Origin of the sequence: Bacillus pfraonensis, from assembly GCF_050768835.1 — a bacterium.
Classification (GTDB): Bacteria; Bacillota; Bacilli; order Bacillales; family Bacillaceae_G; genus Bacillus_A; species Bacillus_A pfraonensis.
On record NZ_JAHCDO010000001.1, the window covers coordinates 42539 to 68072 of the forward strand.

A 25534-nucleotide genomic window follows, 5' to 3' on the forward strand; every position below is an offset into this window, starting at 1 on the left:
GCCTTTTCATTTTTTATAATTTGTAATCACCGATTGTCTGTGTTGGATTTTGAAGGATCCTGTTGATTAACTGATGGATATGATTCAATATTTCCTGTATTTTCTCCGCTTCATATACAGTTTGATCATATCCAAATTTTATTGTAAGTTTCTCTTCAGGGAAGCACATAATTCCATACTTTACATGCGGCTCATCAACAACTTGGTAATCTGTGATGGCAAAATTTCTATTCTCATTTGAAGAATAGATTTCTGGGTTCGTTGGATAGTTTTCAAAAACCCAAAGATGGTCGGTTAACTGATTGATCAACTCACTTTGTTTTTGTATCTCAACAAATGAATAGTATGCATACTCATTACATTTCAATGTTTCTAGTTGTACTTTTTGCAAGAAGTCCACAAAAGATTGTGTTTCTGTCCATGCTAGCCGGATAGGCAAAACATTTGTGAACAGACCAAACATATTTTCAATCCCTTCTACTTCGGGAGGTCTGACTGATACTAGATTAGGTAATACTACTTCTTTCATTCCGTTGTATTTGCCAAGCAATATTCCCCATACAGCTAGTAATGCCGAATTCACAGTTATATTGTTTTTGGTTACAAATGTCTGTAACTGATTAGTCAAATCCCTATCTAACGTTAAATCCATAAATGTGAAATTTAACCCTTCACTTTGAGTTGGTACTTTCTTCTTAGGAATACTGATTTTTCGATTGTATCCTGATAAATAATCCCGCCAAAAATGACGTGCTTTCTCATGGTCTTGTGCTAAAGTCCAGTCTATGAATGTTTGAAAAGGTTTTACCGTAGGTAACTCTACTGTAGTTCCCGCATTTATTGTTTCATAGAGTTGGAATAATTCGTCTAACAAAATGCTGACGCTCCAACCATCGCACAATAGATGATGGGAACTCCAAACTACCTTATACTCGTCATTCCCTAGTAGAAATATACAGAGACGGGTCATGAGTTCATCATTTTTGAATCCTCGAATTAAATTTTCATTCATCCACTGATCTATGAATTCCTGTTGTTCTTGTTTTGCCATCTCAATCAAGCTTTTTACCTCTGAAATTATTTGAACATCATGTAGCACAGCTTGCCAAGGTTGTTCTTGTTCATCTTGCACGATGATTGTTCTTAGAGAATCGTGACGATCAACTAATTGTTGAAAACACTGAATAAAGAGATCTACATCTAATTGCCCCTCAAGCGTCCAAATTGTTTGTTCGAAATAAGCATTGGTATCAGGCTCAGCTACAGCATATTCATAAATAACTTGTTGGAAAGGTGCCAATGGGTAAATTCGTTCTATTTTTAAATCTGGCATTTTTTCTTTTATTTTGTTAAGTGTATGTTGATTTAGTGATGTAACTTTATTTTCTTTCTTTTTGTTTATATCGTCTGTTTGTGAACTTGAAAAATGGTCTAGCTTTTTAACAAAATGAACCATGTCTCCTAATATAGGAAACGAAAATAGATTTTTTGGCTCTAACTCAAATCCTTGTCTATACAGTCTGACAGAAACTTGAATCGCTTTTATCGAATCTCCACCTAAGGCAAAGAAATGATCATTTACTCCGATTTGATCTACTTTGAGTACCTCTTGCCATACACTAGTCAATATTTTTTCCATTTCAGTTTTTGGAGCAATAAACACATCATTTTTTTGTTTCTCTGGAGCAGGAAGCCCTTTTCGATCTAATTTCCCATTAGGAGTTAAGGGTAGTCGTTCTAGATAAACAAAATAAGAAGGTATCATGTACTCTGGCAAGCGGTCTCGCAAATGCTGTCGTAGTTCTGTTGTGCTTATATTTTGCTCAGTTACCACATATGCAACTAAAAATTTCATCCCATTCTCATCTGCCTGATCAATTACTACAGCTTGTTCGACTTGTTTGTAAGTGAGAAGACAATGGACAATTTCTTCTAATTCCACACGATATCCTTGAATTTTGACTTGATAATCTTGGCGGCCTAAAAATTCAATATACCCCTCGGGATGCATTCTGCCACAGTCTCCCGTCTTGTAAATGAGACCAAGCTCCGGATGTGACACAAATACTTCGTTCGTTTTTTGTTCATCATTTAAATATCCTTTAGCAAGACCCACTCCCCCAATATATAAATCACCAATTACACTAACAGGGCACATTTTCTTTTCATAGTTCAACACATAATACGTTTGGTTTGCCAAAGGCATCCCATATGGAATACTGTTCCAATGTGATGCCACCTGTTTGACTGGATAATAAATTGACCAAATTGATGCTTCTGTTGCTCCTCCCAGTGAAATTACTTCCGCAATCGGGAAATGTCGTTTTATTTTTTCTGGTAAAGAGAGTGGAATCCAATCCCCACTATGTAAAACTAAACGTAAAGAAGAATTTTTAAAATGAGTACCTACTTGATCCAATGCCAAATCCATGATTGCAGGTACTGTATTCCAAATTGTAATTCCTCTGCGTTCGACCGTACGGATTAGTTCTTGCATGTCTCTCGGATCACGAATCATTACCAACATTGCACCCGTGCTTAACGTTCCAAAAATATCGTATACAGACAGGTCAAAGCACATAGAAGAGATACCAATAATACGATCTTCTTCATTTACCTGGTATTTTTCATTGATATCTTGAATGGTATTTGCAACCGCTTGGTGAGTAATGATTACTCCTTTTGGCTTTCCAGTACTTCCTGAAGTATAGATAATATAGGCAAGATCTTCCGGATTAGCAATAGTAGGTAGGTCTTCATTTGTATATAATGACAAATGTTTCTCTTCATAAAGACTAGGTTCTAATAAAAGTTTGCATGCGCTATTTTCTAAGATATATGTTTGTCGATCTAGTGGATGATCAGGATCGATGGGTACGTAAGCAGCACCTGCTTTTAAAATCCCCATCATATTAGCAATCGTATCAACTCGCCTCTGTGCCAAAAGGCCAACTTTGTCCCCTAAACCAACCCCTTGTTCTTGCAAGTAGTGCGCAACTTGATTGGAGCGCTTATGAAGCTCTGAGTAAGTTAACCATTCTTGCTCAAAGACTACTGCTACTTCATCCGGTGTACGCTTTACTTGGTCTGTGAATAATTGATACAGAGTAGTAGAAGGTATTTTTTCTGTTGTCTGATTGTATTGCTCAATTAAAGTTTGATCCGATTCTTTCATTTGCAAATAGGTTACGTCACTTTGTTTCACCAATTGTTCCAACAAGTCGACAAATTGGGAAAACATTGCTTCTATCACATCAGCATCAAACAATTCTTCTACATAGTTCCAGCTAATTAATAACTCTCCATTTTTTTCAATTACCACATTATCCAAATACACTTGTGGAGTCCGAGCGTGAATATGGCGAAGAGAACCAAGCTGTTCCCAAGCAAAAGCACCCGCACCTGCTAGCATCGAGGTGAAAACAATTGGCATAACTGCTTTTGGCGTCATTTGGTGATATCGAGTAAAATCTCGAATAAAGTTAACTCCATCGTAATGCCGATGTTCAAGGCCATCTAATAAAGTAGATTGAGTTTGTTTTACTCTAGTAAAGAAAGATTGCTCTGGATTCACATCAACATCCAATAAAATGAGTGAAGTAAAATCTCCCACAATCTGCTCTACTTCTTCATGAACAGGATAACGATTAAATACAGTCAAATTAATTGCCAATCGACGTTGATTACTCCAATATGCCAACACATCACCATATATCGTACAAAGTAGAGCGGAAGGAGTTACTTCTTTCTCTTGTGCTAACTTTCGTAACTTTGTCCATTTTTCATTGTCCAGAATCTTAGTAAGTGATTGGAATGTAGGAGTAGCAATCTCTACCGGATCCTTTTTTAACAGCAAAGAAGGAGCAAACGGAAAGTCAGGAAGCTTACTTGTCCAATAATCTTTTGCTGTTTTATATTCTTTGCTTTGTTCCATTTCATCATAGATAAACATGTAATCTTGAAAATCAAAAGAAAGAGAATCCAAACTTTGATCTGGTTTGTAATAATAATGAAACAAATCATGTCCAACGATGTTCATGCTTGCCCCGTCCATCAATAAAGCATCATATCGAAAACATAACAAATAAGTGTCTTCTTTTAAAAGAAAGGCTTTCAATTCAAACAAAGGCCATTGCCCCAAAGGAAATACATGGTTAGTCATTCGAGAACGTTCTTCTTGCAAGCGAACACTTTGTTTCCTATCATCTAAACCAATGAGACTTTCTATTTCAATCTGATAATTAGGAACGTTTTGTAAAATTTGTTGTTTTCCCTCTGGCAAGATTACAGCTCGTAACATTGGATGACGATGAATTACTTTTTGAAAACTTTGCGAAAGACGATTGATATCCAATTTTGTTTCATATTCAAAATACGTTTGAGGTGAAATACCGCTTAATTCAAACTGTGAATTCCGTCCTAACATGTAGGCTGTCTGAACTTCCGTTAAGGGAAATGGCTTGGACAAATCTTTAACACGAGTTGGCATATTATCTAAGCATTCTTCTTTATGCTCCACCTCTACATAAGAACTTAGTTGAGCAATCGTGGGATGTTTGAAAAAATCCGTTGTACTTACTTTCAAATGGTCTTTTCTTAATAAATTGATAATCTGTAGTGCTTTAATCGATTCTCCTCTTAAAGTAAAAAAGTTATCATGAATACCGATCCGCTCGATTTCCATCACTTTTCCCCATGCTTGTACCAATTTCTCTTCAATTTCATTTCGTGGGGCAACGTATGGAATAGATACGTAATCTATTTGAGTTACATCCAATAACCTTTTTCGATCTACTTTCCCATTTGGATTCAATGGAATCTCTTCTACCTGAATCATTTTTTCAGGAATCATAAACTCAGGTAATTTATTGCTTAAATATTTTCTGAGCTCTTCAAAAGGGACCTTATTATCCGATACATAGTAAGCGGCTAATAATTTCCTGTTTCCATATACCTGATCAACAACAATAGCTTGGCTTATCTTTGGATATTTCCTTAACTGAGCTTCGATTTCCCTTAATTCAATCCGATACCCCCGAATTTTCACTTGATGATCCATTCGACCGAGATATTCAAATTCTCCATTAGGCAACCAACGAACGAAATCACCCGTATGATACATCATTTCTCCTGCTACAAAAGGATTCAGGACAAATTTTTCATCTGTCAGTTTAGATTTACCAAGATACCCCCGGGCTACTGCCACGCCAGCAATACAGAGCTCGCCCGGTATTCCAAAAGGTTTCAATTGACCATACTTATTCAATATATAGGAACGATAATTGGGATTAGGTTTTCCAATCGTCACTTCTTTGGCCGTGCTCAAATCTTTTACTGCTGCACAAATGGTTGTTTCTGTGGGACCATAGATATTTAAAACTTTCGCTTCACTGATGCTTCTAATTTTTTCAACTAAATCAATTGAAAATGCTTCCCCTGCTAACAAAATGGACTTTAAATCTTGTAGAAAATCTGCCCCTTCTGGATCACTCAAAATCACTTCCATTCTTGATGGGGTTGATTCCCATAAATCCACCTTATGTTCTTTAACCAAATGAGCCAATTCTTTTGTTGCAAACTGGTCCTCTGTAACTATGACTACTTTCGAACCTTGAGTTAAAGGAAGACATATTTCTAACAAAGAAATATCAAAAGAAACACTAGCAAGAAACAAGAACGACTGATTATCTTTTACTTTTTCTCTCATAACGCTTAAAAAATGGACAAGAGATTTCTGTTCCACCATTACGCCTTTTGGATTTCCTGTTGATCCTGATGTGTAAATAACATAAGCCAAATCATTAGGATCACTTTCTCGAACTAAATTGCTTTCTTCACCTTGGAAGAGATGTTCCTCATCAAGATACAGCACTTCACCAGCAAATTGTGGAAATTCTACCTCTGTTCGCTTGCTCAGCAAACATTTGGCTTGACTATCTTGTAACATATATTCAATTCGTTCACTTGGATAGTGAGGATCGATTGGTAAATATGCTGCTCCTGCTTTTAAAATCCCCATCATGCCAATGATCATTTCCAATGAACGATCTACCATAACTCCAATAATGCTTTCTTTCGATGCACCTTTACTTTGGAGAATAGAAGCCAATTGATTTGCTTTCTTATTTAATTCTCTATATGTCAAAGATTGATCATTACAAATAACAGCAATTTGATCTGGGGTTTTCAACACTTGCTCCTCAAACAAATCCTGAAATGTTTGAGACAAGTCTATGCCTGTCTGAACTTGATTAAACCCTCCTAGCAACTCTTTGTCTTCTTCCGAAATAATACAGATATCTTTCACAGCCAGATTCGGATTTTTTAACACTTGCTTTAAAACATAAAGATAAGATTTGGCAAACTGTTGCAACGAAGAAAGAGAATGAGACTTGAAAGAAATTTGAAATTCAAATTCATTATGTATTTCATTCCATTTTCTTCGTATCCAGATAGCTAAATTATTCTCTGAGCATTCTTCTATCAAACTTTTATTATGTAATCCTTCCATCCCAAAAACGATTTGAAAAGGAGTTGAATGGTGTTTCGCTAATAATTCAGGGAGCGGATAACTCTGATTGTCATACCCGAATATAGTCGTTTGTTCAACTTGATCTACCACTTTCTTAAAGGATTGATGCGGATAGATTTCACTTCCTATAGGAAGCAAATCATTACGATTCTTCCTCTGTTCATCATTTTTTTCAATTACAGGAACCCCAATTGTAATCTTTTCTTGATCTGTATAATGTGCCAAGCAAACCCTTAATGCGGCCTGTAACCAGCTAAATAAAAGTATATCCTGAGACTTACTTACTTTTTGTATAATTTGACTAAGCTCTGAATCCATAATGACTTGAATATGGTCGCATGGATTATCTTTATTAAATTGATAACCGCTATTAAATAAAGAAAAATCGAGAACCTCGGAAGATAATTGCTCCTTCCAAAATGCTTCTACCACTTTATTCTCATGAATCGAACTTCGATCTTTAATGTGCATTTTTATCTTTAGCCCCCTAATATTCATTTCATCTATTTGTTAATTTTCAAGCCAACTTCAAGCCCATGGAGAAATACTTGATGGTTATCCAAACTTAAAAAGTGCTGAATCTCTTCAAATTTCATATGACCAACGGAACAAACTCCTAAATTTAATGTCTCAGCTACCATATTTAAGGTAGCAGTGATGATACCTGATTCAATACAAGCAAATAAATATCCATCTGAACCATATTTCGGAATGGAAGCGTTCGCATTATAGACTAAATAAACCGAAAAGGCAGACTGGTTAAATAACTCCTGGTTAATTAGCTCATGATCACTTTTGATTACTTGGTCAATATTATTTACAATTAAAAGACTATTCTCTGATGGACTATAATAATAAAAACCAGCTTTCATACCCTCTATACGTTTTGGTTTTATATAGACAAAGATATCAATGGGATAGAGTCCACCCGCACTTGCGTAATGATAGTATGTTTTTTCTTCCTTAACCTGTTTAAGAGTAGAAATAAACTTAGAAAATTCAGAAAAAACAATAGGTTTGTTCATATCAAATTGGCGGCAAGATCTACGCTCCCTGATTATGGCGGGCAGCTCATTTGTTTTTTCAAGTTGAATTCCGGTTGACCGCGCAGCAGGGTGCGTTCGATTTAATTGTTCACTAATATACTTATCTAGTTCCTCTTTAGAGAAGCGAATCTGATTGCTATATGGATTCGGAAAAATTTTTTCTTGTGTGGAAAATACTTCTCTTGGATGTAATATGTTACTTACTAACACCCGATTCTTTATCATAAGTTCTACTATTTTTTGTGTCTCTCCCTCATTTCCTAACGAAAAGCGCTCTACTAGCTCACTAATCGTCACACCTTTTTGAGTCAAAAAATAAAGCTCAGGAAACCAATCAGACAGAACACCTGGAAATTTCGTTTCTCCTATCAAAACTTCATTATGCAACTTCTCCCAATGCTTAATAGGAGACCAGTAATAAATTTGCTCGCTCATATTCCCCTCCATAAATGATTAACTTATTTTACTTCCAATCCACAAAATTTTAGATTGTATTCCTTGTCCCATAGCAACTATGAATGCATGTACTTTAAGACCGCCTGAGGATAATAAAATAACTTTTTTTCTTTAAAATCTTTTATTTCATCATAAAACACTATTTTTTATTGGGCATTTCACATCCTTTTCCTTAGTAATCCTATAAAATATAAACCATTTAAAACATTGAGAATATTCATGTATTTTCAATGTGAAATTATTGTAATGGATTGGAAAGCAGATGAATATAGTTATTAAACAAAATAATATTGAGAAAGTTTTATTTGTTATACCAATAAAACTTTGAAATAAGGTTTATTACATATGAATTAAGAAAAGAGTTTACAACTTTTCTTTAGAAGTTAATGTATAACTGTAACATTCTATTACGTACAAGTGCGTTGTCAACATATCGTATTTAAAATAGAAAAAAGACACCTAAAAATGATATTATCCCCTTAAGGTAGACAGTGTAAAAAGACCATGAACAAACATGGATGTTACACTTCTACTTGGAGGGGATTTTATTATGGCTAAAAAAGGGGCTACATTTCAAACTTATTCAGATGAATTAAAGATACAAGCCGTAGAAAGTTTTTTAAATGGTGAGGATAGTCAATCAGCTATAGCGAAGAAATATGGACTTAAAAGTAGAACGCAACTAATAGATTGGGTTAGGAAATATCAAGAAACAGGCGGTATTTCAGACTCACGGGGGAAAAGTAGTGGTAATAGGGGGACTTCAAAAACCCCTTGAAAGGTCATCCTCGTACGAAATTCGATAGTATGGAAGAAGAATTGGAATACTACAAGGCACAGGTGGCGTACTAAAAAAACAGTATCCAAATCTGTAGGAGGTGTCCTTGCTCAAACGACTAAGTACGAGATTATTGAAGAACTACGTTCTCGATACAAGGTAATCTGGCTTGTCGTCATTGCTCAGTTAAATTGTTCTAGCTACTATAAGAGGCGTTCAACACGTACGCAAAGAAAATTACGTTTTTCACAGGATGATACATTGCGTGAACAAATTCAAGCGATTCACATAAAATACAAAAAATATGGCTATCTTCGTATGACAATTGCCTTGCGAGAAGAGGGCTTCTAAGACTAGCTGTTTCGCCCTCTATAACTACTTACTGTATTCTTCCCTCTATTACTTGGTAATACTGCTATTATTCATACTTTTACTACATATTTCTTTTTAGACAATAATCACTAAAGATAACATAATTGTATTCCTCCTTTCTTCTATTTTATAAAGTAAATTTATTATTTTCTATATAAACCCTTCTTTCTAAAGAGGCAATAAAGTGAAACTTTAATCAGTGGGGGTTTTCTTCATCCCCTACTGATTATCAATCCTCACCAATCGGGCTTTTACGGGATAAAAATAAATTCATCAATACTTTGCAGGGATTCCGCTTCTTTCACCGAACTTAAGATAACAATGTGATTCTATCAATGCTTTCAACAATATTGCTACATGCTATCACTTATTACAAAAACAAACCTAGACAAAAATATTTATATGAGGTGAAAAAAATGAACAAAACTGAATTAATTAAAAATGTGGCTCAAACAGCCGATATCTCACAAAAAGAGGCTTCATTAGCTGTTCAATCTGTATTTGATGCAATTACAAACGCTTTACAGACTGGTGACAAAGTACAACTTATTGGTTTTGGAACATTTGAGGTACGCGAAAGAGCTGCGCGTACAGGTCGCAATCCTCAAACAGGTGAAGAAATTCAAATTGCAGCCGGGAAGGTTCCAGCCTTTAAAGCAGGAAAAGAATTAAAAGAAGCTGTAAAATAATAAGAAACCAGCCAATTAGGCTGGTTTCTTATTTTATTTCATAACCGCGTATATATTATCTGCATGATATACTTCACAAATATAAAATAAACACCTACAGTTACTTACGATTTGATATTTTCTCGTAGGATATATACTAGATTGTAATAAGCAACCATCAAACAGTTCAATAATGTTTCCAGAAGGTTGATACCCTTGATATAACATATTTTTTCTTATGTCCATTTCCTCAATTAGTTTTTCAATTGGTACGTCTCCAGTTTCTAATTCTTTAACCATTTCAATTGGTAAAAGTGAAGTATCGGCAAAAATTAGATTTTCAGATAACACCTTCTCCTTATAACTAACAGACGAAACTCTGTAAAGAAATGCTCCATTTTTATCAAAAAAGCTTTTCGCTTCCTTGGGAATATATTTTCGATCTAGCATTTCTTGTTCCACAATATTGAACTGGACTGTATCTTTCACAATATTTTCTAAAGATGCGATAGATAGCGTTTCTTTAGAAAACAATAGATCTTTAACCACTTTTCCTGCTGCAGCATCAGCCAATTCTCTTTTTTTATTTTCCACTACTAACATGACTAACACCTCTTCTATATTTATATAATCTAGTATTAACTCAGACGGAACATATTCTTAAAGTTACCTCATATGAAAACGACTATGGTAGGTATCGATTCTATTATCGTTACAAACTTCCATCAACTAATCAGTTACTGCTCATTTATGTGTAAGAAATCTACTACTTTGCAAAAGTGTCCCTGCATCAAACTGCCTTATTTCTGTTACATCTTTGTTTAATAAAGCTATTGAAGCAACATAGCCTGAACCAGGTCGCAAATCCATCAAATTTGTAGTTCCAACAAACTCTGGCTTATCCTGAAAAACAAGTAGTTCTGGTAAATAATCTGGAGTTGATACAGTCAGATTAGAAGGTGATATCATTAATCCTTCTCCAGTCGCCTTGAGTATCGCTTCTTTCCGCGTCCAATATGTTAAAAACCCTTCAACTTTACTTTCAATCGGCAGTTTTTCTAGCTGAGCAATTTCTATATCTGTTAATACTCCTACTGCCATTTTAAGCACATCAATATTAGAATTTATTTGTTCCACATCTATGCCGACAGCTGCGGACGTTGTAAACGCAACAGCAATTCGTTCTCCTGAATGTGACACAGATAATTGCGGCATACCTACAGGTAATTGCGGGCGTCCGTGTGCTAACTTACAAACTGGACAGGTTCGATCGATGGGTACTTGAAGAGGGGACATTGCGAGTTGTTTTCCCAGTACCAATCGACTAATTGCACATCCAATCATAAATCTTGCTCGGTCCTCAGGCTGATGGAACAAATTTGCTTTCTCACGCTCGGTGTCATTTAGTAAATCATAGTGCCAAGGTTGCAAGTCTGAAATTCGAGCCCACCATATTTGGCAATGATGGCTTCTTAGCTTTGGTACTGAATCTACAATCTCCCAATCCTTCATAAAAATTCTCCCCTTTTCATATCCAATACTCATACTAAGAAAAGTATGAAATCTATTCCGGTCTTTCAACAAACATCTCCACTAACAAGTTCCCTTTTAGCTTTTGATCATTGCTATTGTAATAGAGAATTCTATCCAGTTTTATCATTACACCTGGGCAGATTATACCTCCGCTATTTACCCGCGACTGCTTTTGAATGAGATTCATTTGATTGGACTGCCGTTTTTTTCTTTGATGTAGCTATTGCATCCGCATCACGAATACGTAATGCAAACAATAATGCAATGCATAGAAATATAGCTGCACCAATTAGAGCGATTTGATACGCTACAATACTAGCACTCTCATTTCCAGCTTCACTGACATTATGATTTCCAAAAGCAGCTAGAAGACTCGCAAGAATCGCAACACCGATGGCAGAACCTAAACGATTTTGCACATTAAAAATGGTTGTCGCTCTCCCCATTGAAGATGGATGAATATTGTTAAAAGCTGAAAATTGCACAGCTCCTACAGAATGACCTAAGAAAAATCCTATGCCGAATAGTAACATTCGAATCACCCAAGGGTTTGTCTCCTGATTCACGAAGCTTAATACAACAAATATGATTGCTGAGCACAACAATCCAAGAGAGATTAGCTTACGTGGTCCAAGCCTTTTATACGACCAAGGCACTATTTGTGAAGAAATCATAAGTCCAATTGCTTCTGGAAATGTAGTGAGCCCTGTTTCCAGTGCTGATGCATGTAACACATTTTGATACATAAGTGGGAATATAAATAACATGCCCAGTAATCCAGCAGCCGAAAATAATGAAATGAGACTCATATTCCGAAATAAACGATCTTGTAGCAAACGTAAATCTAACATTGGCTGCTTCACACGAAGTTCAACAAACACAAAGAAAATAATAAGCGAAAGTCCACCCAATCCTGTCCCTATTATTTCTAAGGAACCCCAGCCTTTTGATGGCCCTTGACTCATTGCATATATCAACATTGCAAATCCTGGTGCGGAAAGTATAAAACCAGGTAAATCTAACCGCCCAGCATTTTTTTCAATATGCTCTACTAAAAATAACGTACCAATTAATAAAGCTACTATTCCAAACGGTAAATTAATATAAAATGCCCAGCGCCAAGACATATAATCTACAAAGAATCCACTAACAATTGGCCCTATTGCTGGCGCAACAGCAATAGGCAAAACAATAAACCTAGAAATCTTCGGTCTTTCTTGTGGTGAGAATGTTCGAAATAACATTGCCATTCCTACGGGAGTCAATAATCCTCCGCCAGCACCTTGTATAACGCGGAATATATTTAGGGCGGTAATATTATCAGCAAATCCGCATAATGCAGAAGCTGCTGTAAATACAGAAAGTGCAATTAGGAATACCCGCTTTGTACCAAATCGATCTCCGAGCCATCCAGAAATCGGTAAAAATACAGCCAGACTTACTAAGTATCCAACATTGACTGTCCCCATTGCTGAAGCTGGAACTTGTAGCTCATGACTAATCGTTTGCAGTGCTACATTTACAATCGTTGCATCCATAGCAGCCATAAACATCGCAGTTACATATACAACACTCACAACAATTTTCGGATTCACCTTCAAATTCATTACTACTTCCCTACTGAAACGCATTCAAGTGAACGAAGACTTTTTGGCTGCATATCACTCCAATGTAATTCGATATATGCAAGACAAGATTGTCTACTATCTTGTTCATGAACAACATCCCACCCCGCTGGTACATCGAGAAAGGCTGGCCAGACAGAGTGCTGGCCTTCCTTATTTACTAACACTTTATACATAAAATTATCGTTTTCAAATGGATTCGTCATACTTTACTTACCCCTTTCATCTCTTGCAATCTATTAGCTAATACTTGTCCGATTTCTGTTAATGGTCCTGGCTGACATAAATCTTTATGTCGACAATCAATATCATATTGTTCAATTTCTCCATCGATATAGTTAAACCATGTATCTGGAGAAATTGGATCAAACCATTCTGGTATGATTGTTGATCTAAAGAATACAATGTTTCCATGGAATTGTTTTGGAACATACTTTCCTAAAAGACCAACAGAATTTACGTATGTTTCTTTCAAATTCAAAATGGTTTCCTCTTCCAGGCTCGCTAATGCACTGCCATCCCTGCGAAGTATATCAATAGCATTTGCCATATCAAGTGGTTTCCCGTCCATGTTATCTGGATCATATCCTCCTAATGCAAGTAGTGCAATAAGCGCTTCTTCCTCAGTAGGTGATTCTGTATTTGGTAAAAAATGACCAGGATAAGAATCCAGCATGACAAGTAATTCAACTTCTTCTCCTTGATTTTGCAAATGAGTTGCCATTGCATGAACAACATTTCCTCCGAGAGACCAACCTAACAATCTGTACGGTCCATGTGGCTGTATTTCACGAATGTGCTCAAGATAGTCAGCAGCCATTTCGTCTAATGATTTTGGAAGTTCTTCGCTTTTTGCAATACCGCGTGCCTGTACACCATAAATTGGATGATCGCTTCCTAAAGACTTCATTAATCCTGCATAACACCAACTAAGCCCACCTGCTGGATGTACACAAAACATAGGTAGCTCACCACCACTTGTTCTTAATGGCAAGATTACATCTAGTGCACTTTGGCTTGTCCCCATCTCAAGTCTTTCGGCAAGCCCTGCAACTGTCGGTGCCGCAAATAAGCTACCAATACTTAACTCAATTCCTAGCGCTTCTCTGATCCGGCTCATTAACTGCACAGCAAGTAAGGAATGACCGCCAAGATCAAAGAAACCATCATCAATACCAATTCGAGGCAAATTCAAAACTTCTGTAAATAATTCACATAAAATTTCCTCTTTTGGTGTTCTTGGTCCTCGGCTTATAGTAGATGCCGTGAATTCAGGTGCTGGTAATGCTTTACGATCTAACTTACCATTTGGAGTTAAAGGTAATTCACTTATCATAACGAAAGCATACGGCACCATATAATCAGGTAGGCTAAGTCCCGCGTATTGGCGCATTTCAGCTGTATCAATGTGTACATGTTCTGACGGAACAATATAGGCGACTAAGCGCTTATCACCAGGCTGATCTTCACGTACAATGACAGCAACTTGTTCAACATGAGGATGCTGCATTATAACCGCTTCAATTTCACCAAGTTCAATTCGGAAACCACGAATTTTAATTTGATGATCTGCACGTCCCATATAATCTAACGTGCCATCTTGACGCCAACGTGCTAAATCTCCTGTACGATACATTCGAGTGCCAGGTTTCCCATATGGATCTGCTATAAATCGTTCTGCAGTTAAACCCGCACGACCCAAATATCCACGGGCAAGTCCTGCTCCTGCCACATACATTTCCCCCACTACTCCCGGTGGTACAGGTTGTAAGTAGTTATCTAATACGTATACTTTAAGATCTGGTATACTACATCCAATTAAGCTATTTGCTCGTAAAGATACGATATTTTGATCTAGCTCGATATAGCTTACATGTACAGTTGTTTCAGTAATACCATACATATTAATAAGCTTAGGTGCGTTTTCTGGATGACGACTATACCAATCTTCTAGGCGACTTAATTCCAGTGCCTCTCCGCCAAAAACGACATATCGTAAAGAAAGCTTCTGCCCTAATTGGGCATTTTCACGATCCGCCTGCATAAGTTGGTAAAACGCTGATGGTGTCTGATTTAAAACTGTTACCTTCTCCTGAACAAGCAGATTTAAAAACTCCCTAGGTGAACGACTCACAGTATGCGGTACAATAACAAGACGCCCTCCATACAGTAACGGTCCCCAAATTTCCCAAACTGAGAAATCAAATGCGTAAGAATGGAACATTGTCCAAATATCATTTGAATCAAATTGGAACCAATGATCAGTTGCTCCAAATAACCTTACAACATTTTGATGAGGGATCATTACACCTTTTGGTCTACCTGTTGAACCTGATGTGTAAATTACATAAGCAATGTGTAAAGGTGATAGCGGCTGTATTTGCTCCACATTCTCTATATTCTCTTCACTATATTTGTTTAATGTCTCAATTATTTTCGGATCATCTACTACAATCGCTTCGATCTCATCACTCTCTATTGTCACTTCCCTGTTCGTAATCATACAAACAGGCTTAGCATCACTTAACATAAATGAAATTCGGTCTGATGGATAATCAGGATCTAGCGGTAAATATCCTGCTCCCGCTTTTAAAACTGCTAATAAACTTACGATCATATCAAGAGATCTTGGCATCGCCAAAGCAACCAATTGCTCTGGACCTACTCCTTTTTCAATTAAGAGACGTGCAAGTTTATTCGATCTCTTATTTAACTCTTCATAAGTTAGCGCAGTGTCCTCAAACACGACAGCGGTTGCATCTGGCGTTAAGCGAACTTGTTTCTCAAACAATTCTGGCAACGTCATCTCAGGAGCAATTTGAAAGCCGCCATTCCATTTTTCAAGTATTGTTTGACGCTCTTCTTCTTGTAAAATTTCCAAACATCCAATAGATTGTTCTGGATTCTTTGCTGCATCATCTAATAAACGAATGAAACGACTCACAAATTTTCCAGCTGTTTCACGCTTAAATAAATCTGTACTAAACTCAAGTAAACCATGTAACCCATTTGGCTGACCTTCAGATGTACTACGTTCACTTATTTCTATCGTCATATCAAACTTCGAAGAACCAACACTCTTAATCTCAATATGCGTTTCTAGATTCGGTATATTAAGAGTAGCCTCTGGTGTATTTTGATAGGCTAACATAATTTGGAATAGTGGATGACTGTTTCTCGAACGCGCAGGGTTTAATACTTCAACAAGTCGTTCAAACGGAACATCTTGATTTTCATATGCCGAAAGGTTCACTTTACGTACCCTGCTTAATAGTTCACTAAAGCTAGGATCTCCAGATGTATCTGTACGTAATACAAGTGTATTTACAAACAATCCAACAATATCTCCAAGCGCATCATCACTGCGCCCCGCAATTGGACTGCCTATTGGAATATCCGTTCCTGCTCCTAATCGTGTAAATAATGCAGCGAGTCCGGATTGCAACACCATAAACAAGCTAACACCATTTTTACGAGCAAGCTCTAATAGTCGTTCATGTAACTCTGGATTCACATGAAAATCTATCGTTTCCCCACGATAACTCGTTTCCACAGGACGTTGATAATCTGTAGGTAACTCCAGTTGATCTGGTAATGCCTTCAGCTCTTCTTTCCAAAACTCAATTTGTTGTGAAATAAGACTATCTTGTAAACTCTCATTTCCTAATAGTTCTTGTTGCCAAAGGGCATAATCGGCATACTGTACTGGAAGCGACTTCCACTGAACTGATTCACCTTTACAATGTGCTTGATAAGCAGCCGCTATGTCTCTTGACAATGGATTTAATGACCATCCATCCCCTACAATATGATGCAACAATACAAGTAACACATGTTCATCCGGATTTATTTCAAAAAGTTCCATACGGATAGCTGGCTCTTCTGCAAGATTAAAGCAATATCTTACAGCTTCAGCAAGTACTTTAGGTAATTCTGAATCAGTAGTCTGCGTAACAATTAAAGTAGGATTTGCCTCATTCGTCTCCAAAATTTGCTGATATGACGTACCTAGCGTGTTAGGAAAAATCGTTCGAAGTGTCTCATGTCGATCGACGATATCATAAAATGCAGCTTGTAAAGCTTCTCGATTTAATTCACCAGACATTCGAATGACTACTGGAATATTGTAAGTTGGGCTTGGACCTTCTAAGCAGTTCAAGAACCATAAACGACGCTGTGCAAAAGAAAGCGGTACTTCTTTTGGACGCTCTACCTTCTGAATAGCTGGCCTTGCACGCTGCGTGCCATCTAATTGTTTAGCGAGCTCAGCGACTGTAGGTGATTCAAATAGTTTTCCAATCCCTAATTCCACACCTAATGTTTCACGAATACGTCCCATTAACCGAGCAGCTAACAGAGAATGTCCGCCTATTTCAAAGAAGTTATCATCGATTCCAATCCGCGCTATGCTAAGCACTTCCGCAAATAAATCACATAAAATTTCTTCTTGTGGATTTCTAGCTATGCGCTCACTAACAAGTAAATTAAAGTCAGGTGCTGGTAACACTTTCCGATTAATCTTTCCGTTTGGTGTCAATGGCAATTCAGGTATCATCATAATTACTGACGGTATCATATAACCTGGTAGACTCTCTGCTGCATATGCTCGAATTTCTGCAAGTTCAAGATTGCTTTCAGCATCAGGTACAATGTAAGCAACTAAACGTTTTTCGCCAGGTTGATCTTCTCGAACAATTACAACGACTTGCTCAACATGAGGGTGCTGAGATAATACCGTTTCCACTTCAGATAACTCGATACGAAATCCACGAATCTTAATTTGATGGTCAGCGCGGCTCACATATTCTAGCGAACCATCTTGACGCCATTTAACAAGGTCACCTGTACGATACATTCGTGTACCAGGTTTTCCAAACGGGTTTGCAACAAATCGTTCAGCTGTTAATTCTGGTTTTCCTAAATATCCATTAGCAAGCCCCGTACCAGCAATGTATAATTCCCCCACCACTTCAGTTGGTACTGGTTGTAACCCTGCATCTAGTACATACACCTCTGTATTCCAAATCGGTCTTCCAATAGAAGGTGTACCACTCTCTTCTTCATTCATATCCATGAAAGTTGACCAAATTGTTGTTTCTGTTGGGCCATAAAGATTTGTAACATAACAATTTAATTCTTTTAACCGAGACGCTAAATTCGATGGAAGCGCCTCACCACCAACAAGCACTTTAAGTCCAATTAATCTTTCTGGATAATCTGTTACAAGCGCGTGCCAAAGTGTTGGCGTAGCTTGCATAATTGTAATATTTTTCTTTTGGATGATCTCTGTTAAAGCTGAAGAATCTTGAACCGTTTCTTTTTGTGCAACTTGAACACTTGCTCCACTAATAAGTGGTAAATAAATTTCTAAAGCAGAAATATCAAATGCAAAAGTTGTAACAGCCAACAAGCGGTCATTCACATGTAATGAAAATTGATCTTGCATTGCCAATAAAAAGTTACTTAAACTTTGCATCGGCACAACTACACCTTTGGGCTTACCTGTTGATCCCGAAGTATAAATTGTATATGCAGGATTTAAAAGTGAGATATGATCAAATGAGTCTAAATTATTTTTAGAATATTCCCTTAACTCTTCTTTTGTATTCTTACCATCAAGTACAATCCTTTGTGTATGATTCTCATTCGGTAGATTAGCCAAAATAGAAGAATGTGTTAAGATACAAACGGGCTGAGCATCGTTTAAAATGTACGCAATTCGATCTTCTGGATATTCTGGATCAATTGGTAAATACGCTGCTCCTGTCTTAAGAACTGCAATCATACCGATAACCATCTCTACAGATCTTGGAAATGCTAACGCTACAAATTGTTGAGATTGAACTCCCCGTTCTAACAAGAAGTGAGCAAGTTGATTTGCCCGTTCATTTAATTCTTTATAAGTAAGTTCTATTCCATCACATACGACAGCAATAGTATCAGGAGATTTCCTTACTTGTTTTTCAATGAGAGCAGGTACACTTACGAATGAACTTTCTTTCATAGTTTGATTCCACTCTATTAAATGCTTGCGTTCTTCATGAAATAAGAGTTCTAGCTTTCCAATCGGTGAATCTACCTGAAGATCTAATATATTTTCTAGAAGATTCATAAATCTATCTTTATGATTTATTAGCTCTTCTACTCTATATACTTCAGGGTTTGCATCAAAATTAACCCTTAAGCCATTTCCGCCAAACTCGTTTGACACATTTATCGAAAGATCATCAACCGGACCTGCTGAAAGATTATGTTTCACACCATGATTTCCTGCAAAACTCAGACTATAACCAAATGGCATGACATTAATCATTGGGCCAAATAACCTTTGATTTTCTCCCAATAACTTAAGGTCTCGGCGTAGTTCTTCATGACGGTACTTATGATGAAGGCGTATATCACGAATTTCATTAGAAACCTGCTTTACAACCTCAGCAAAACTCATATTAGGGCTTATAGACAATCTAAATGGAACAACATTCATAACCATACCAGGAGTATGAATTGATACCGACCCTAAACGTCCCATCATTGGTAAACCTAAAATTACATCCTTTGCACTTGTTAACTTGTGTATATAGATAGCAGTTGCAGCGATGATAAGATCCGGCCAATTCACTTTACAATCATGTGCAACCTTTTTTAAGGATTCTGTACTTAAACGAGACAAATGTGCTGTTTGGCGAAGAAATTCCTTCGATGTTCTAGGAGTACGTTCCGCCAAACTTACTACTTCTGGTTGATCTTGGAATCGTTCTAACCAAAATTTGCGATCTTTTTCAAACTGCTCTGATGCTCGATATGTAACGTCCTCCTCTAAAATGGTATGTACAGAACCAAAAGGTCTCTCATCATACGATTGATTATTCATATATGCCGTATATACTTTTGCTACTCGCTCTGCAAGTAACGAAAAGCCGTAGCCATCCATCACAATATGGTGAATGCGCTGATACCAGAAGAAACGATTCGCATCGATTTTAAAAAGTGCCTCCGTATACAGCTTGTCCTTTTTCAAATTAACCGGTGTAGATAAGTCTACTTCCATCCAAGCTTCAGCGGATTTTTGAGGGTTTTCTTCTTTACTAACATCGATAAAATGCATATAAAATTCAGGAGAAGCATCGATAACTTGCCATGGTCCTTTCTCATCTTCTTCAAAGTGGACATGTAAAGATTCCGCTTCCATCACAACCTTACGCACAGCTGATTCAAATGTTTTCACATCAACTGAACCGTGTATTTCTATGTACTCACCCGTATTATAAATTGGATTTTCAGGATCAAGTTGCTGCGCAAACCAAATACCCGTTTGCGCACCTGACAATGAATGACGAACCTTTTGACAATGAGACATTCGCATTTACCCCTTTATCTATCTATATTTGACAGCTCTTTTTCCTCTTGAGAGGACACTAAATGAAACCAATCATAAATTGTTGGACGCTCAGCCAAATCTGCGAATGTAACTTCTACACCTACCTGGCGCCATTTCTCTACTAAACTCATAATTCTAACTGAGTCGAGCCCTCTATTTAATAAATCTTCACCATCCCTGATATTCTCTGGTGATTCACGAAGCAATTCAGCAACTTGTTCACGCACTGATTGTAATGTGAACCTTGCAGGCCCTTCTGCTGCAGCATTTTCTTTTAAACGCTGTAAATCTTTTAATAATATATTCGTTATCGTTGTCACTGCACATCGATCCGATGCATACTGCATAGCTTGTTTATGATGTTCTTGTGAGAAATCAGCAACTGCATCAGCAATGAAAAATGGTTGTATTCCATCCATAAATGCTTCACATGCTGTTAAGAGGCATCCGATATGTGCATACACTCCGCAAATAATAAGCTGATCACGTCCTTGTTCCTGTAAAATTTCTAGAAGATTTGTTTTCTTAAAAGCACTGTATCGCCATTTTGTAAGAAAAATATCATTCTCATCAGGAGTGAGCTCATCTACAATTTTTTGCTTATGAGGCCCCTCAGGAATGCCCGATCCCCAGAAATCCTGTAATAATCCTCTTTGCTCTAGCGTTTGTCCACCCGGTTGTGCCGTATAAACGACAGGAACACCGAGTTCCTTACATGTTTTTCTGATAGATTGAATATTTGAAACCAGTTCTACTCTTGGTGATTCCTCTGCATGATATGCATCCAGAAAGTACTCCTGCATGTCATGAATAAGAAGAACTGCACGCTTTGGATCAGGCTTCCACGTTACTTTATTGTTTGGTAAATCTGCCTCTAATGGCATTGGATATACTGAGATAGCTGGAATCGCCATCTAATCACTTCCTTCCGAATTGTTAAGAATATTTATTTATGATGCATTACTTCATAATAGATTTAAGTTTTTCAGTAATTGCCTTCCGCAATTCTTTCTTGCTCACTTTACCAACACCGGTCTGTGGGAACGATTCAATAAATTCAATACGATCTGGGATTTTATATGCTGCAATTCCTCGATTTCTTAAAAACATTTTCAAATCCCCAACAGTTGGTGCTTGCCCGCGCGCGATTACAAATGCACAAGTACGCTCTCCTAAATAATCGTCTGGCATAGATACAATTGCTACATCATGTACCGCTACATGAGCTAACAGATGATTTTCAACTTCTTCAGCTGCAACTTTCTCTCCACCACGATTAATCTGATCCTTATCGCGTCCTTCAACCACTAAATATCCTTGCCCATTTATTTTGACAAGATCACCTGTGCGGTAAAAACCATCCGAAGTAAAGGATTTCGCATTATGTTCTTCAGCTTTGTAATATCCACGGATTGTATATGGCCCACGAGTTAATAAACTTCCAACTTGTCCTGGCTCCACATCATTATCATCTTCATCAACGACACGAATTTCATCAAACTCTGACATTGGTCTTCCTTGCGTATGAATAATAATTTCTTCTGGATCATCAAGTCTTGTGTAATTTACAAGTCCTTCTGCCATACCAAATACTTGTTGCAGTGTACAACCGAATGTAGGACGTACACGTTTAGCAACTTCAGCGCTAAATTTCGCGCCACCTACTTGTATGACTTCAAGACTTGATAAATCATTAGTACGTGATGCTTTGGCATCAAGCCACACCAGCGCAAGAGGTGGAACAAGAGCTGTAATTGTGACACGTTCCTTCTCAATAAGAGAAAATGCTTCATCAGGACTCCCTCCAGAGGATAGAACAACTCTACCTCCAGCATAAAGTGTTCCGAGAACCCCTGGCGAACTAAGTGGATAGTTATGTGCAACTGGAAGGACAGCAAGATACACACTTTCTTGATCCAGTTTACAAATTTCAGCACTCACTCTTAAACTATAAATATAGTCATCATGTGTTCTTGGAATTAATTTAGATAACCCTGTCGTTCCGCCTGATAATTGTAAGAAAGCTACATCACTAGATTTCACTTCTGGCAGATCAACTGGCTCCAAGTAAAGATCATGAATACCTACAAATTCTTCTTCCTCTCCTACAACTATGACATGTTGCAGCGTTGAAACTTTTTCTTTTACTTCTCTTGCAAGTTTTCGATAGTCGAATCCAAGCTGTTTATCAGAAATAATATAAGCAGTTGCTTCTGCAAATTCACAGAAATAGCTTATTTCACTACTTCGGTGTGACGGCAAAGCAAAGACTGGAAGTGCCCCAATTCGAAAAAGCGCAAAGCAGACTTCGAAAAACTCTGTAATATTCGGTAACTGAAGAACTACTCGATCCGTTTGTTTAATTCCTAAATTTAAAAATCCTGCCGCTAAGCGATCCACTCTTTTATCTAGTTCACTATAGCTCAAATGATTTTCGCCACTTGTCACTGCAATCTGGTCACCATGTTTCATCGCACGTTCTCGCAGCATCTCTCCAAAGGTCTCTCCGCGCCAGCATCCCTCTTCTTTATACTGATCTGCAAATTCCTTAGGCCATTCTCGGCATCCTGTTAACATTATTTATCCCCCTAGCTTCTATTTCAAAGATTCATCATTTAATCCCATAGCCCGAAGCATCGTACGAAACTTAGCTGCTGTTTCAGCTAGCTCATCTTCAGGTTTTGACTCCGCAACAATACCAGCTCCTGCGAATAAGCGAAGAGAATTCTCTTCAACTTCCGCACAACGAATCGTCACAATCCATTCACCGTCACCATTCAGATCGCTCCAACCAAGCATTCCCGTGAAAAACTCGCGATCAAACGGTTCAATTTCGTTAATAGCTTCACGAGCTTCTTCTGTCGGAGTTCCACAAACAGCTGGTGTAGGATGAAGTGCAAGTGCTAATTCTAACGCAGACACTGATGCATCAAGTAATTCTCCTTTTACTTCAGTAGATAAATGCCACATTGCTTCACTATTTATTAATGATGGCTTTTCTGGAACATGTAATGTGCGGCAGTACGGACGAAGCGCCGCAGCTACTGCTTCAACAACAACAGCATGTTCATGTAAATCTTTAGCCGAAGAAAGCAACTCATCTGCTCGTCTCTTATCTTCTACAGGATCTTCACTACGAGGTCTAGATCCTGCAAGTGGATTAGAAATGACTTGCATTCCACTTCGTGAAACAAGTAACTCTGGACTCGCTCCTATAAGTGTACGACTACGATTTGATGAAACATCACAACCCTCTCCTTCTTCACTCTTCGGTAAATCTACTGCAAACGTATACCCGTGTTTATTGTGCTGTGCTAAATCACGAAGCAGTTTTTGAACATCAACCTTTTCTGAAGATTTTAAATCCAGCGATCTAGATAGAACGATTTTCTTTAGGTCACCGCTCTTTATTTTCGCTACTCCTTTCTCTACACCGCGCATATATTCTGCAGGTGTCGGGATAGGATTTATTTCATATGTAAGTGCAGGTAATTGCTGCATTCGATCTGTAAATTCAAATTGTAGACGCTCTGCTATCCTGCTCTCTTGAGGTACAACGAGCTGTACCGCTTTGGTGCGATCAAAAGGTAGCGCTCCTACAACAATGGGATTATGGTGCCCAGCTTGCTTCGCGTTATTTAGTACAGCATGAACCAGCTCAGGAAAATTTTCTGCCTGACTATGTTTCACCGTAGCAAATGTTCCCTCGGCAAGTATGGTGCGGTACGGTGAAGCAAAAAAGAATGAAGATCCAGCTTTGTAATCATCTAGTAATTTTGTTGCTAACTCCTTTAAAGCAGTTGTATGATTCATTATTTTAACCTCCTATATTTCATTTAGATTCCTAAAGTAGCGCCGCCATCAATGCATAAATTATGCATTGTAATATGACTTGCTTTATCTGAGGCTAAAAATAGAACTGCTTCAGCAATCTCAGAAGGCGTTGCTATTTTTTTTAATGGAATTCCTAATCTATATGTATCTTGTGAGCCTGCAATAATTTTTTCAGCTCCATTTCCATCTTTCCAAAGTAGGCGCTGCATTTCTGTCTCAGTTGAACCAGGAGAAACTAAATTACAACGGATATTATATTCCGCAAGTTCAAGACCAAGACATTTCGTAAACATCGTTGCAGCAGCTTTCGACGCTACATACGCAGCCATCTCCATCCTAGGAACACTTGCTGCGTTTGATCCTACAGTTACAATCGCACCAGATTTACGTGACATCATACGTTTACTTACCGATCTGGATACATAAAACACTCCTGTAGCATTTACAGAAAAAGTCTTGTCCCAATCTTCATCACTTAAAGAGTGAATTGCATTCATCTTCAAAACACCTGCAACGTTTACTAGAATATCAATTGGCCCCACCGTATCCTCGATCTGGTTTACTGTGTCTTCCACCGCTGAACTATCACTCACGTCTAAAGCGAATGCTTTCAACGAACTACCTCTTGCCGCATGATAATCTATAAGCTTATTGAGACCTAAAATATTCTTATCAACTGCTGCAACCTTTGCTCCTCTTTCCGCAAGCATATTCGCTACAGTCTCCCCAATTCCTTGTGCTGCACCAGTAACTAAAGCAACTTTCCCATCAAACTCCCTAAGGTCCATATTCTCAATTCCTTTCTTTGCAAGAATCTATTAGATTCTTATATACTTCTGTCTTGCAAAAGACGAACCCCATATAGAAAGACACAACATGATACTGATAATCATTATCAATTGATGTTTTCACAAAAAATAATACACATAGTAAACTTATCAGTCAAGTGTATTTTAATCTTCATTTCTTTCCACACTAGCTTAGATTATAATCACAACCGATTAATTGATAATGATTTTCATTTTCTTTCGCTACATCGAAATGATAATGTTTCTCAATGATATTGTCAATCCTTTTTTTATTTTTCTGATAAATTTTTCACTATTTTTCTATACTAATATCCATAAAAATCGCATCTTCAATGTTTTCTCTTTAAAAATTACAATTCAAAAAATTTTAGAATAAAATGTTGAAAATTTATACAAAACATCCAAACTTTAGAATTTATTCTACAAATAAACTATTAATACAAAAATTACCATTTTATAAGGCGGCATTTTTCTCAATAAATTTCTGAAAAATACCTAAAATT

Annotated in this window: 13 protein-coding genes; 2 read left to right on the plus strand and 11 right to left on the minus strand. The window is 37.4% G+C overall.

Annotated elements, in window-relative coordinates; all coding sequences use genetic code 11:
* Positions 1 to 13: 13 nt before the first annotated feature.
* Together KFD70_RS00240 and KFD70_RS00245 are read right to left on the minus strand one after the other, a co-directional pair.
* Positions 14 to 7003: an amino acid adenylation domain-containing protein gene (locus KFD70_RS00240; protein WP_336452492.1), complete on the minus strand. Its 6990-nt coding sequence runs from the start codon at positions 7001 to 7003 to the stop codon at positions 14 to 16.
* Between the two features lie 32 nt (positions 7004 to 7035).
* Positions 7036 to 8013 (minus strand): SagB/ThcOx family dehydrogenase, encoded by a 978-nt coding sequence (locus KFD70_RS00245; RefSeq protein WP_336452493.1) that lies wholly within the window; start codon positions 8011 to 8013, stop codon positions 7036 to 7038.
* Positions 8014 to 8584: 571 nt separating this feature from the next.
* Between KFD70_RS00245 and KFD70_RS00250 the strand changes: the two genes are divergently transcribed.
* Positions 8585 to 8812, plus strand: a complete 228-nt coding sequence (locus tag KFD70_RS00250) for a helix-turn-helix domain-containing protein (protein WP_336452494.1) — start codon at positions 8585 to 8587, stop codon at positions 8810 to 8812.
* A gap of 788 nt (positions 8813 to 9600) precedes the next feature.
* Positions 9601 to 9873 carry an HU family DNA-binding protein gene (locus tag KFD70_RS00255; RefSeq protein ID WP_336452495.1) on the plus strand — a complete coding sequence of 91 codons (273 nt, stop codon included), beginning with the start codon at positions 9601 to 9603 and terminating at the stop codon, positions 9871 to 9873.
* Between the two features lie 33 nt (positions 9874 to 9906).
* On the opposite strand, the gene KFD70_RS00260 is transcribed toward KFD70_RS00255, so the two are convergent.
* The 9 genes from KFD70_RS00260 to KFD70_RS00300 all read right to left on the minus strand — a co-directional run bounded on the left by KFD70_RS00260 (position 9907) and on the right by KFD70_RS00300 (position 25010).
* Entirely contained in the window at positions 9907 to 10455 is a 549-nt protein-coding gene (locus KFD70_RS00260) for a cold-shock protein (RefSeq protein WP_336452496.1), read from the minus strand.
* A gap of 141 nt (positions 10456 to 10596) precedes the next feature.
* Complete coding sequence (locus KFD70_RS00265; RefSeq protein WP_336452497.1) at positions 10597 to 11364, minus strand: 4'-phosphopantetheinyl transferase family protein; 768 nt, start codon at positions 11362 to 11364, stop codon at positions 10597 to 10599.
* 173 nt (positions 11365 to 11537) lie between these two features.
* Positions 11538 to 12992, minus strand: a complete 1455-nt coding sequence (locus tag KFD70_RS00270; RefSeq protein ID WP_336452498.1) for an MDR family MFS transporter — start codon at positions 12990 to 12992, stop codon at positions 11538 to 11540.
* A gap of 2 nt (positions 12993 to 12994) precedes the next feature.
* A complete protein-coding gene (locus KFD70_RS00275; protein ID WP_336452499.1) occupies positions 12995 to 13216 on the minus strand; it encodes an MbtH family protein in 222 nt (73 codons plus the stop codon).
* Positions 13213 to 20367, minus strand: coding sequence for an amino acid adenylation domain-containing protein (locus KFD70_RS00280; RefSeq protein WP_336452500.1), 7155 nt, complete (start codon positions 20365 to 20367; stop codon positions 13213 to 13215). Before KFD70_RS00280 ends, KFD70_RS00275 begins: the two co-directional genes overlap by 4 nt.
* Before the next feature lie 14 nt (positions 20368 to 20381).
* Positions 20382 to 21302: an isochorismatase family protein gene (locus tag KFD70_RS00285; protein ID WP_336452501.1), complete on the minus strand. Its 921-nt coding sequence runs from the start codon at positions 21300 to 21302 to the stop codon at positions 20382 to 20384.
* 46 nt (positions 21303 to 21348) lie between these two features.
* On the minus strand, positions 21349 to 22965 hold the full coding sequence (locus KFD70_RS00290; RefSeq protein WP_336452502.1) for a (2,3-dihydroxybenzoyl)adenylate synthase: 1617 nt from the start codon (positions 22963 to 22965) through the stop codon (positions 21349 to 21351).
* A gap of 18 nt (positions 22966 to 22983) precedes the next feature.
* A complete protein-coding gene (gene dhbC, locus KFD70_RS00295) occupies positions 22984 to 24201 on the minus strand; it encodes an isochorismate synthase DhbC (protein WP_336452503.1) in 1218 nt (405 codons plus the stop codon).
* 23 nt (positions 24202 to 24224) lie between these two features.
* Positions 24225 to 25010, minus strand: coding sequence for a 2,3-dihydro-2,3-dihydroxybenzoate dehydrogenase (locus tag KFD70_RS00300; RefSeq protein WP_336452504.1), 786 nt, complete (start codon positions 25008 to 25010; stop codon positions 24225 to 24227).
* Between the last annotated feature and the right edge of the window lie 524 nt (positions 25011 to 25534).